The sequence below is a fragment of the Mesorhizobium sp. M7A.F.Ca.CA.002.09.1.1 genome (assembly GCF_003998555.1).
Classification (GTDB): Bacteria; Pseudomonadota; Alphaproteobacteria; order Rhizobiales; family Rhizobiaceae; genus Mesorhizobium; species Mesorhizobium ciceri.
The window spans coordinates 1-11,719 of the sequence record NZ_RZRR01000061.1; the positions used below are offsets into that span (position 1 = coordinate 1).

Below are 11,719 nucleotides of genomic sequence, written 5' to 3' on the forward strand. Positions count from 1 at the left end.
GTCCCTGTTGTTGGCGCTGCCACCATCGGCATCGCCAACAACAGGGACTCTGCGCTGCTGCGCCAGGCACAAACCGCCATCCTGCTCGAAACGCCGCCGGAACTGATCGCCGGCTCCACGCGCATGGGCGCCGGCACTGCCCAGAAGATCGCGCTCAACATGCTGTCGACGCTGACCGCCATCCATCTCGGCCATGTGCATGACGGCTACATGGTCAATCTCATGGCCGACAACATCAAGCTGCGCGACCGCGCGGCGCGTATCGTCGCCGCCGTCAGCGGCCGCGGCACGGACGAAGCGGCCCGCCTGCTCGAAAAGAGCGGCGGCGCGGTCAAGACCGCCATTCTGCTCGCCGCCGGCGCCGACAGCACTGACGCGGCGCAGAAGATACTGGAAGAGGCCGGCCAGAAGTTGCGGCCGGCCCTTTCCGCTATAGAGGGGAGCAAGGGCTCAAAAGCCTCTGTTCTCATCAAAACCGAACCTGAAAAAGGTCAACAGGGAGACTGAGCATGACAACGAAACTACTGACGGCACTGCTTTTGGGCACCAGCATTCTCGGCTCGGCCGGGTTGGCTCACGCCGACGACGTAACGCTCAACATCGAAAGCTGGCGCGGCGACGACCTTGCCATCTGGAAGGACAAGCTGATCCCGGCTTTCGAAGCCAAGAACCCGGGCATCAAGGTCGTGTTCGCACCGTCGGCTCCGACCGAATATGACGCCGCGCTCGGCGCCAAGCTCGCCGCCGGCTCGGCGGGCGACCTGATCACCTGCCGCCCGTTCGACAAGTCGCTTGAGCTGTTCAAGAAGGGCAACCTTGCCGATCTCTCGGCGCTGCCCGGCATGGAGAACTTTTCGCCGGTGGCCAAGTCCGCCTGGCAGACCGACGACGGCAAGGCGAGCTTCTGCGTGCCGATGGCTTCGGTCATCCACGGCTTCATCTACAACAAGGACGCCTTTGACAAGCTCGGCATCAAGGTGCCGGAGACCCGCGACGAGTTCTTCGCCGCGCTCGACAAGATCAAGGCCGACGGCACCTACATCCCGATGGCGATGGGCACCAAGGATCTCTGGGAAGCCGCGACCATGGGCTACCAGAACATCGGCCCCAACTACTGGAAGGGCGAGGACGGCCGCGCGGCGCTGATCAAGGGCGATCAGAAGCTGACCGACAAGGACTGGGTCGCGCCGTATGAGGAACTGGCCAAGTGGAAGCCTTATCTCGGCGATGGCTTCGAGGCGCAGACCTATCCGGACAGCCAGAACCTGTTCACGCTCGGCCGCGCCGCCATCTACCCGGCCGGCTCGTGGGAGATCGGCCTGTTCAACACCCAGGCGCAGTTCAAGATGGGCGCCTTCCCGCCGCCGGTCGAGAAGGCCGGCGACACCTGCTACATCTCCGACCATACCGATATCGGCATGGGCCTGAATGCGGCTTCGAAGAACGCCGATGCGGCCAAGACCTTCCTGTCCTGGGTCGCCTCGCCGGATTTCGCCACCATCTACGCCAACGCACTGCCGGGCTTCTTCAGCCTGAACTCCTCGCCGGTGAAGATGGAAGACCCGCTGGCGCAGGAATTCGTCTCCTGGCGCGGCAAGTGCAAGTCGACGATCCGCTCGACCTACCAGATCCTGTCGCGCGGCACGCCGAACCTCGAGAACGAGACCTGGGTTGAATCGGCCAACGTCATCAACGGCACCGATACGCCGGAAGCGGCGGCCAAGAAGCTGCAGACCGGCCTCGACAGCTGGTACCATCCGGCCAAGTAAGAGCTCAGGTAATGGAACCGGCCGGCGCACGCCTGGCCGGTTCCGGACTACCTCATTCAAAGTGCGCCTATTCAGATTGCGATTGTCGGCACCGCCTCCCGGCCTTACCCTCTCTTCGGGGAAGGCTAGCTGATCAGTCGCAGGCCTTTGTTCCTGCCGCATCGGCAGGAATGGTCGGGCCGTGCATCGAGGCATCATCTAGATCGATACCCTTTGGAACCGAGAGACGGCGGGGACCGAACTCATGGCCGCAGATATCAGACCGAAAAGACCGTTCCGCTGGCATATAGGCGTCTTCCTGGCGCCGGCGGTGCTTGTCTACACGGCAATCATGATCCTGCCGCTCGCCGGCACGCTGCAGCTCTCGCTGTTCCGCAACATCGAGCAGCACCAGGTCTTCGTCGGGCTGGAAAACTTCCGCATGCTGTTCGGCGATCCCAACTGGTCGGTGGGTTTCTGGAACGCGCTGAGGAACAACACCTGGTTCTTTATCATCCACATGCTGGTGCAGAACCCGATCGGCGTCATGCTGGCCGCGCTTCTGTCCAGCCCGAGACTGAGGTTCGCGGCCTTCTACCGCACGGCGATCTTCGTGCCGACCATCCTGTCCTTCGTCATCGTCGGTTTCGCCTGGAAGCTGATCCTGTCCCCGTTGTGGGGCGTAGCGCCGCATCTGATGGATCTCGTCGGCCTGAAAAGCCTGTTCACGCCATGGCTCGGCAAGGAACAATATGCGCTCACCGCACTCAGCCTGATTTCGGTGTGGCAGTTCGTCGGCATCCCGATGATGCTGATCTACGCCGCCCTGCTGTCGATCCCCGAAGAGGTGATCGAGGCCGCCGAATGCGATGGCATCACCGGCCTGGCGCAGTTCTGGAAGATCAAGCTGCCGCTGATCCTGCCGTCGATCGGCATCATCTCGATCCTCACCTTCGTCGGCAATTTCAACGCCTTCGACCTGATCTACACCGCGCAAGGCGCGCTCGCCGGGCCGAACTATTCGACCGATATTCTCGGCACTTTCCTCTACCGCGCCTTCTTCGGCTTCCAGCTGCAGGTCGGCGACCCCAATATGGGCGCGGCGATCGCCACGATGATGTTCCTGATCATCCTCGGCGGCGTCTGCGTCTATCTCTTTCTCGTCCAGACGCGCCTGCGTCGCTACCAGTTCTGAGGGGCCGAGAGATGAGCACCGCCACCCGTTCCGTACCCCGCACCATCGGCGCCCATGCGATCCTGTTGACCTACACGGTGATCGCGCTGTTTCCGGTGATCCTGGTGATCATGAACTCGTTCAAGTCCCGCGCCGGCATCTTCGGCGCGCCGCTGACGCCGCCGACGCCCAAAACCTTCGACCTGATCGGCTACACCACCGTCATCGGCCAGGGCGACTTCATCCACTATTTCCAGAACAGCCTCGTCGTCACCGTCGCCTCCCTGTTCCTCGTGCTCCTGTTCGGCGCCATGGCGGCGTTCGCGCTGTCGGAATACCGCTTCCGCGGCAACTCGCTGATGGGCCTCTATCTGGCGCTCGGCATCATGATCCCGATCCGGCTGGGCACCGTCGCCATCCTGCAATTGATGGTGGCGAGCGGGCTGGTCAACACGCTGACGGCGCTGATCCTGGTCTACACCGCGCAAGGCCTGCCGCTTGCCGTGTTCATCCTGTCGGAGTTCATGAAGCAGGTGTCCGACGATCTGAAGAATGCCGGCCGCATCGACGGCCTGTCGGAATACACCATCTTCTTCCGCCTGGTGCTGCCGCTGGTCAGGCCCTCGATGGCAACCGTCGCCGTCTTCACCATGATCCCGATCTGGAATGACCTGTGGTTCCCGCTGATCCTGGCGCCGTCGGAAGAAACCAAGACGGTGACGCTCGGCGCGCAGCTCTTCCTCGGCCAGTTCGTCACCAACTGGAACGCTATCCTGGCGGCGCTGTCGCTGGCGATCATGCCGGTGCTGATCCTCTACGTCATCTTCTCGCGGCAGTTGATCCGCGGCATTACTTCCGGAGCGGTGAAGTGAGCGGCGGGGAAGAAGCTATCGTACAGGCCCTCGTCGAGACAGCGAGCCACTATGGATTCCGGGGCGTTCGCGCCAAAAATTTCTACCGAGAGTGGCCGGAGACGATCTGTGTGCTGAACCTTCAGAAGTCTTCCTGGGGTCCGCAATTCTATATCAACGCTGCTGTCTGGTTTGCACGGCTTGGGCCGGAGCGCCGGCCGAAGGAATACAATTGTCACATTCGTTGGCGCGTCAATTCCCAGATGGAAGACGAGCAGTCGAAAGCGTTCGAGCAGGCGCTCAACCTTGAGCATCCCTTGCCTGATGATCAGAGGCTTTCACTGATCAAGGACGGAGTTGATGCCTATGGCTTTCGACTTTTGTCCCGGTGTGACAGCGAAGAAGCAGCCCTGCGGGTCGCAGATGAATGTGAGCCACAGGTGATGGTGGCTCTCGCAGCCCGCAGTCAAGAAAAGGCGAATTGAAATGGCCCAACCCCTGCGTGTCGTCGTCGCCGGCCTCGGCAATATGGGCCGCAGCCATGCGCTGGCCTACCATACCAATCCAGGTTTCCAGATCGCGGCGCTGATCAATCGCTCCGACGTGCCGCTGCCGGACGGGCTGTCGGGTTACGGCATCAGGCGCTCCTTCGACGAGGCATTGCGTGACGAAAAGCCCGATGTCGCCTGCATCGCCACCTATTCCGACAGCCATGCCGACTATGCGGTGAAGGCGTTCGAGGCCGGTTGCCACGTCTTCGTCGAAAAGCCGCTGGCAACGACGGTGGCCGATGCCAGGCGCGTCGTCGCGGCGGCCAAGGCCAACGGCAGGAAGCTGGTGATCGGCTACATCCTGCGCCATCACCCGTCCTGGATCAGGCTCATCGCCGAAGCGCGCAAGCTCGGCGGCCCCTACGTCTTCCGCATGAACCTCAACCAGCAATCCTCGGGCCATACCTGGGAGACGCACAAGCAGTTGATGCAGACGACCTCGCCGATCGTCGATTGCGGCGTGCACTATCTCGACGTCATGCTGCAGATCACCGATGCGAAGCCCGTGGAAGTGCGCGGCATGGGCGTGCGGCTGACCGACGAGGTCGCGCCCTCGATGTACAATTACGGCCACTTGCAGGTGCTGTTCGATGACGGTTCGGTCGGCTGGTATGAGGCCGGCTGGGGGCCGATGATTTCGGAAACCGCCTTCTTCGTGAAGGACGTCATCTCGCCCAATGGCTGCGTGTCGATCGTCATGAAGGAAGGTGTGAAGTCCGATGACATCGACACCCACACCAAGACCTCGACCATCCGCCTGCACAATGCGGCGACCGGCGCGGACGGCAAGTTCGCCAAGCCAGACGAGATGTTGTCGATGGAGGGCGAACCCGGCCATCAGGACCTCTGCGACCTCGAACAGGCCTTCGTGCTGAAGGCAATCCGCGAGGATCTCGATCTCACCAAACATATGGACGACGCGGTCAAATCGCTCGCCGTCTGCCTTGCCGCCGACGAGAGCGTGCGCAGTGGCGCCGCCGTCAAACTCTAGAACAGGGACGAAGCCGTGGGCTCGCTGAACATCGAGAACGTGAAGAAGGCCTTTGGGCCGGTCGAGGTGCTGAAGGGCATCAACCTCGAAGTGAACGACGGCGAGTTCGTCGTTTTCGTCGGGCCGTCCGGCTGCGGCAAGTCGACCCTGCTCAGGGTCATCGCCGGACTGGAGGATTCGACCTCGGGCCGCGTCGTCATCGATGGCGCGGACGTTTCGGCCACGCCGCCGGCCAAGCGCGGCATCGCCATGGTGTTCCAGACCTATGCGCTCTATCCGCATCTGACGGTGAAGAACAATATGGGCCTCGGCCTCAAGCAGGCCGGCACGCCGACCCCGGAGATCGAGCGCCGCATCGGCATCGCCTCGTCGATGCTGTCGCTGGAGCCCTATCTCGAAAGGCGGCCGGCCGAACTCTCCGGCGGCCAGCGTCAGCGCGTCGCCATCGGCCGCGCCGTGGTGCGCGAGCCGAAGCTGTTTCTGTTCGACGAGCCGCTGTCGAACCTCGATGCCGCGCTGCGTGTCAACACGCGGCTCGAGATCGCGCAATTGCACCGCCGGCTGAAGGCGACGATGATCTACGTCACCCACGACCAGGTCGAGGCGATGACCCTGGCCGACAAGATCGTGGTGCTCAACGCAGGGAAAATCGAGCAGATCGGTGGCCCGATGGAGCTCTACAATTCGCCGGCAAATGAGTTCGTCGCCGGCTTCATCGGCTCACCGAAGATGAATTTCGTCGACGGCGCCCGTCTCGGCGAAACCGCCAGGACCATCGGCGTGCGGCCGGAACATCTGACCGTCGATCCGAAATCCGGCTCCTGGAAGGGAACGGTGGTGCACGCCGAGCATCTCGGCGCCGACACCAACCTCTATCTCGACTGCGAGAAGGCCGGGCTGATCACCGTGCGGATTTTTGGTGTTTACGATGCCGAGCCGGGTGCCACGCTGTATGCGACGCCGGATCCGGCGAAGACGTATCGGTTTGGTGCGGATGGGAAGGTGCTGAAGTAGATACGCCGGCGCAGCCCCCTCACCCAGCCTCCGCTTCGCTCGGCTGACCTCTCCCCGAGGGGAGAGGAGATTGTCAGCGCCGACGCCAGTCTCTTCTCCCCAGCGGGGAGAAGGTGGCCGCGAAGCGGCCGGATGAGGGGGCAGCGCCGACCCCGAAATGTACTGCCTAAACGTCCGCCTTGAACGTCTGCTTCTGCTGCCCCAGGCCTTCAATGCCCAGTTCAACCACATCGCCGGCCTTCAAGAACACCGGCGGCTTCATGCCCAGCCCGACGCCGGGCGGCGTGCCGGTGGAGATGATGTCGCCGGGGTGCAGCGACATGAACTGGCTGAGATAGGAAACCAGATACTTGACGCCATAGACCATGGTCTTGGTCGAGCCGTTCTGCATCGTCTTGCCGTTGACGGTCAGCCACATTTTGAGGTTCTGCGGGTCGGCCACTTCGTCTTTGGTCACCAGCCATGGGCCGGTCGGGCCGAAGGTGTCGCAGCTCTTGCCCTTGGTCCACTGGCCCTGGCGCTCGGCCTGGAAGGCGCGTTCGGAGACGTCGTGGGCAACGCTATAGCCGGCAACATAGTCGAGCGCATCGGCCTCGCTGACATATTTGGCGGTTTTGCCGATGACCACGGCCAGCTCGACTTCCCAGTCGGTCTTCTCCGAGCCGCGGGGGATCAGCACGTCGTCATCCGGCCCGACAATGGCCGAGCTTGCCTTCATGAAGATGATCGGCTCCGGCGGCACGGTGGCGCCGGTCTCGGCGGCGTGGTCGGAATAGTTCAGGCCGATGCAGATGAACTTGCCCGTGCCGGCAACGCAGGCGCCGAGGCGCGGGCTGCCGGAAACCGCCGGCAGCGACTTCGGATCTAGCTTGGCGAGTGCTGCCAGCGATGCCGGATCGAGTGCCTTGCCGCCGATATCGGTGACGTGAGCGGAGAGATCACGGATCGTTCCATCCGCATCGAGCAGGCCGGGACGTTCGCTTCCCACCTCGCCATAGCGCAGCAGTTTCATCTAAATCCTTCTCCTGATTGCGGCCTCGCGGCCTTTTGCAAACTTTCCGCCAAGGCGATTGCTCCTTCAAGGAACCGGCGGACCGTACTCACCGACCTGACTACGGACAAGCGCGATCGCCATACAAGATAGCCGGCGCGCGGGATTTTCAGACTGTTCGATCCCCTGTTGAACGCCGGCAACGGGCCAGATCGTCCGGCCCACGCAAGATTCCGCAGTCAGATCGACCAGCCGCCGTCGATATTGTAGGCCTGCCCGGACGTGTACGTGGCGCCGGCCAGGTAGACGGCCAGATCGGCGATTTCCTCCGGCGTGCCGAGCCGGCCCATCGGCTGGCGGGCGATGAAGGCGGCGCGGGCGGCATCATAGTCGCCTTGCGCGTGCATGCGGTCCTGCAGCGACGGGCTCTCGACCGTGCCGGGGCAGATGGCGTTGCAGCGTATGCCCTTGCCGACATAGTCGGCGGCTATCGCCTTGGTCAGGCCGATGACCGCGGCCTTGGTCAGGCCATAGACGAAGCGGTTGGGCACGCCCTTGGTGGAACTGGCCAGCGAGGCCATGTTGATGATCGATCCGTCGCCGCGTTCCAGCATGCCGGGCAGCACGGCCCGGCTGGTGCGGATCATGGCGCGGACATTGAGGTTCAGCGCGAAATCGAGGTCGCCGTCCTTCATCTCCAGGATCGAGCCCGAATGGACGAAACCGGCGCAATTGAACAGCACGTCGACGACACCGATCTCGGCAAAGGCGGCGTTGACGGCTTCGTCGTTGAGCACGTCCAGCTTGCGGGTCTTGATCCCTGGCGTCTTGGCGAGTTCCGCCAGCAGCGTCTCGTTGATGTCGGTGGCGTAGACGATGGCGCCGGCTTTTGCGAAGGCCAGTGCGCTCGCCTTGCCGATCCCTTGCGCCGCTGCCGTGACGACAACGACCTTGCCTGCCAGATCCGCCATGCTGTTCTCCTCGTCCGCTGGGATAGTCCGGGTCTACCTGCGGCTGGCCAAGGCGTCATGTGCCAGTCACGCGTGATCGTGCAGCCTGCGCCGTTGACCGTTCACTGATAAAGATGTTTTTTCTCGTTAAAGAACATCTGTCCGGGCGTCAAGCCCGAACACGATCTGAACAGTACCGGCAGGCCATCAATCGCCGTAAGGCACCCAGACATTCTTGACCTCGACGGCGCGGCGTAGGAAGGCGTCGCCGGCGGCTTGGTCGGATGCCCAGTCGATGCCGCGGCCATTGCCGCTCCAGACGCGCTTGAGGTTGCCGATGGACTCGGCTTCCGCCTTGGCGCAGGTCTCGGCATCGGCGAACACCCAAAGCCCGTCGACATCGTCATGCTTGGCCAGCACGCCGGCGAGTTCGGCGCTGCGACCGGTGACGATGTTGATGGCGCCTGAGGGAATGTCGGAATATTCGATGACCTGGTAAAGATCGGTCGCCAGCAGCGGGTAGCGCTCCGACGGCACTGCGACCACGGTGTTGCCCATCGCAAGTGCGGGTGCAATCAGCGAGATCAGGCCGAGCAGCGGCGAGGCATCCGGCGCGACGATGCCGACGACGCCGACCGGCTCGTGCAGCGCCAATGTCACGGCACGCGCGGGCGGTTGGTGCACGCGGCCCTCGAATTTGTCGGCCAGACCGGCATAGAGGAACAGCCGCTCGATGGATTGTTCTACCTCTTCCCGCGCGGCCTTGGGCGTGGCGCCGGTCAATTCGGTGAGACGGGCGGCGAACTCGCCGGCGCGGCCGGAAAGGTTCTCGGCCAGATAATAGAGCACCTGGGACCTGTTATAGGCGGTCGCCTCCGGCCAGGCCTTGGCACCGCGGGCGGCGGAGACGGCATCGCGGATATCCTTGCGGCTACCGAGCCCAACTTCGCCGGCAAGCTTGCCTTTGGCGGTGGCGATGGCGAGCGAATAATTGCCGTCCGGCCGTACCTGCTTGCCGCCGATGAACAGCTTTGCCGTACGGTCGATTGCCGCGCCGTCGGCCTGCTCGACCGGTTGCGCCGACATCGTCGCCGGCTTGATGACCGGGCCGAGCGGCAATTTTGCCGTGAGATATTCGAACATACCCTCGCGCCCGCCCTCACGACCGAAACCACTCTCGCGGTAGCCGCCGAAGCCACAGGCGGCGTCGAACATGTTGGTGCCGTTGACCCAGACCACGCCGGCCTTCAATTGCGGCGCGACGTGCAGGGCAAGGTTGACGTTCTCGCTCCACACCGAGGCGGCGAGGCCATAGCGCGTGTTGTTGGCGAGCTCGATCGCTTCCTCGGTGTTGCGGAAGGTCATGGTCGCCAGAACAGGGCCGAACACCTCTTCTTGCGCCAATATGTTAGCTGGCGAAACACCTGTGGCGAGCGTCGGCAGATGGTAGTAGCCGGAGGACGGCAGCCCGGCATCCGGCTGCCAGCAAACAGCGCCCTGTCTGGCGCCTTCGGCAACCAGGCCCTTGACGCGCTCGAGCTGGGTCAGATCGACCAGCGGGCCGATATCGGTGTTCTTGTCGAGCGGGCTGCCGACGCGCAGCCGGCTCATCCGCGTCTTGACCTTGGCGATCAGGGCGTCGGCTATGCCTTCCTGCACCAGGAGCCGCGAACCGGCGCAGCAGACCTGGCCCTGGTTGAACCAGATGCCGTCGACCAGGCCTTCGACGGCGCTGTCGAGATCGGCATCCTCGAAGACGATGAAAGCCGATTTGCCGCCGAGCTCCAGCGACAGTTTCTTGCCCGAGCCGGCGGTGGCCTTGCGGATGATCTTGCCGACCTCGGAAGAGCCGGTAAAGGCGATCTTCTGGACGCCGGGATGGTTGACGATGGCGACGCCGGCCTCAGGGCCGCCCTGGACGATGTTGACGACGCCCTTCGGCACGCCGGCACGCTCGCAAATCTCGGCGAACAGGATGGCGGTCAGCGGCGTGAACTCGGCCGGCTTCAGCACCACGGTGCAGCCGGCGGCGAGCGCCGGCGCGATCTTCCAGGCCAGCATCAGCAACGGAAAGTTCCACGGGATGATCTGGCCGACGACGCCGACACCCCTATGGCCGGGGAAATCCCTGTCCAGCGCCTGCGCCCAGCCGGCATGGTGGATGAAATGGCGGATCGCCAGCGGCACGTCGATATCGCGGCTTTCGCGGATCGGCTTGCCGTTGTCGATAGTCTCAAGCACCGCGAACAGGCGCTGATGCCGCTGCATGGCGCGGCCGATGGCATAGAGTACTTTGGCACGCTGATAGCCTGAGGCTGCCGACCACTTCGGCAGCGCCTTGGCGGCGGCCGCAACCGCCGCGTCGATATCGGCGGCATTGGCGTCCGAGACCTCGGCCAGCAGCTTGCCGGAAGACGGCTCGCTGGTCTCGAAGGTCTTGCCGCCGGCAGCGGCTTTCCAGTCGCCGCCGATGAACAGCGCCTTGCCGAAATCGCGCGCGGCAAGCCAGGCGTCGGCCTCGTTGCGGGCCTCCGGTGCCGGGCCGTATTCCATGGCGTGATAGCGATCGAGAATGTTCATCAGGTGCCTCCTTCACCCTCCCGCCTGGGAGGGTCGATCGGCAAAAGCCGATCGGGGTGGGGGTAAAGGCTTACGCCATCGCGTGGCGATGATTGGCCGAATAATGTCCGGTCAGATGATGCTCGAGCTGGCGCTCGATGTCGGTCAAGAGGCTCGACGCGCCGAAGCGGAACAGGTCCGGCTCCAGCCATGGCCGGCCGAGCTCTTCCTTCATCAGCACCAGCCAGTCGAGCGAGGCCTTGGCCGTGGAAATGCCGCCGGCCGGCTTGAAGCCGATGAGATAGCCGGTTTCCTCGAAATAGGCCCTGATGGCACGCACCATGGCGAGGCCGACGGGCAGCGTCGCGTTGACGCTTTCCTTGCCGGTCGAGGTCTTGATGAAATCGGCGCCCGCCATCATCGCCACCATCGAGGCCAGCATGACATTGCGCAGCGTGGCGAGGTCGCCGGTGCCGAGGATGACCTTCAGATGCGCATCACCGCAGGCGGCGCGCATCGAGACGATCTCATTGTAAAGCCCCCGCCACTTGGCGCCGAACACCAGGCCGCGCGGGATGACGACGTCGATCTCGTCGGCGCCGTCACGGACCGAGGCCTCGATCTCCTGCAGACGGGTCGACAGCGGCGCCAGGCCATGCGGAAAGGCGGTGGAGACGGCGGCGACATGGATGCCAGTGCCGCGCACCGCATCGACGGCGGTGGCAACGAAGGGGTGGTAGACGCAGACGGCGGCCGGGCGGATGATTTCACCTGATATGCCGAGGCCCTCGACAATGTCGCGGCGGAACGGGTTGATCGCCTTGGCGCAGAGCCGGCGCACGCGCTCCTCGGTGTCGTTGGAATTCAGCGTCGTCAAATCCATGCAGGCG

10 protein-coding genes and 1 pseudogene are annotated in these 11,719 nt (G+C 63.7%); 7 read left to right on the forward strand and 4 right to left on the reverse strand.

The window, feature by feature from the left end; genetic code table 11:
* The 7 genes and pseudogenes from EN994_RS04880 to EN994_RS04910 form a co-directional block, all read left to right on the forward strand.
* A pseudogene (locus EN994_RS04880) lies at positions 1-507 on the forward strand (N-acetylmuramic acid 6-phosphate etherase); the annotation flags it as partial.
* A gap of 2 nt (positions 508-509) precedes the next feature.
* Positions 510-1,769, forward strand: coding sequence for an ABC transporter substrate-binding protein (locus tag EN994_RS04885; protein WP_013528574.1), 1,260 nt, complete (start codon positions 510-512; stop codon positions 1,767-1,769).
* A 244-nt stretch (positions 1,770-2,013) separates the two neighbouring features.
* Positions 2,014-2,943 carry a sugar ABC transporter permease gene (locus tag EN994_RS04890; protein WP_013528573.1) on the forward strand — a complete coding sequence of 310 codons (930 nt, stop codon included), beginning with the start codon at positions 2,014-2,016 and terminating at the stop codon, positions 2,941-2,943.
* A gap of 11 nt (positions 2,944-2,954) precedes the next feature.
* The gene (locus EN994_RS04895; protein WP_013528572.1) at positions 2,955-3,794 is read left to right on the forward strand and encodes a carbohydrate ABC transporter permease; all 840 of its coding nucleotides are present in this window, start codon (positions 2,955-2,957) and stop codon (positions 3,792-3,794) included.
* Entirely contained in the window at positions 3,791-4,258 is a 468-nt protein-coding gene (locus EN994_RS04900; protein ID WP_013528571.1) for a DUF4304 domain-containing protein, read from the forward strand. The genes EN994_RS04895 and EN994_RS04900 overlap by 4 nt, the downstream gene beginning before the upstream one ends.
* Before the next feature lies 1 nt (position 4,259).
* Positions 4,260-5,315, forward strand: coding sequence for a Gfo/Idh/MocA family oxidoreductase (locus tag EN994_RS04905; RefSeq protein WP_024502144.1), 1,056 nt, complete (start codon positions 4,260-4,262; stop codon positions 5,313-5,315).
* Positions 5,316-5,330: 15 nt separating this feature from the next.
* On the forward strand, positions 5,331-6,329 hold the full coding sequence (locus tag EN994_RS04910; RefSeq protein ID WP_024502143.1) for an ABC transporter ATP-binding protein: 999 nt from the start codon (positions 5,331-5,333) through the stop codon (positions 6,327-6,329).
* Positions 6,330-6,495: 166 nt separating this feature from the next.
* Here the strand turns inward: EN994_RS04910 and EN994_RS04915 are convergent, their stop codons facing one another.
* From EN994_RS04915 to deoC, 4 genes are all read right to left on the reverse strand, one after another.
* Complete coding sequence (locus EN994_RS04915; protein WP_024502142.1) at positions 6,496-7,341, reverse strand: fumarylacetoacetate hydrolase family protein; 846 nt, start codon at positions 7,339-7,341, stop codon at positions 6,496-6,498.
* Between the two features lie 218 nt (positions 7,342-7,559).
* A complete protein-coding gene (locus EN994_RS04920) occupies positions 7,560-8,291 on the reverse strand; it encodes an SDR family oxidoreductase (protein WP_013528567.1) in 732 nt (243 codons plus the stop codon).
* A gap of 186 nt (positions 8,292-8,477) precedes the next feature.
* The gene (locus tag EN994_RS04925) at positions 8,478-10,850 is read right to left on the reverse strand and encodes an aldehyde dehydrogenase family protein (protein ID WP_024502141.1); all 2,373 of its coding nucleotides are present in this window, start codon (positions 10,848-10,850) and stop codon (positions 8,478-8,480) included.
* A 70-nt stretch (positions 10,851-10,920) separates the two neighbouring features.
* Positions 10,921-11,719: deoxyribose-phosphate aldolase (gene deoC, locus EN994_RS04930; protein WP_127307416.1), on the reverse strand; the 799-nt coding region annotated here is incomplete at its 5' end.